Below are 238 nucleotides of genomic sequence, written 5' to 3' on the forward strand. Positions count from 1 at the left end.
GGCTAGTTGTTTGTCGATTTTAATAGCCAGTTGCTAAAACAATTCAAAGGTGAGCTTGTGCGCGATAATGGCATTGATAAAATGAAGGGGTTTGAGTAATCCGCGAGTAGGATGTTGCGAACGTACCAATGCTTCAAAACCTGTGATAGCACCAGTCTCTAATGAGATCTTTGGCTGATAATAGGGATCGAACTGGCCTTCAGTGGTAGCAGCTCTAAGCTCAGACTCTATCTCTTTG

The 238-nt window shown here is 43.3% G+C and carries 1 protein-coding gene; it reads right to left on the reverse strand.

Features of this window, described 5'->3' with window-relative positions; genetic code table 11:
• Positions 1-33: 33 nt before the first annotated feature.
• A partial coding sequence (locus V6252_RS13005; protein WP_341610729.1) for an EAL domain-containing protein occupies positions 34-238 on the reverse strand: 205 nt, incomplete at its 5' end.

It is taken from the genome of Psychrobacter proteolyticus, from assembly GCF_038155145.1.
GTDB lineage: Bacteria > Pseudomonadota > Gammaproteobacteria > Pseudomonadales > Moraxellaceae > Psychrobacter > Psychrobacter proteolyticus_B.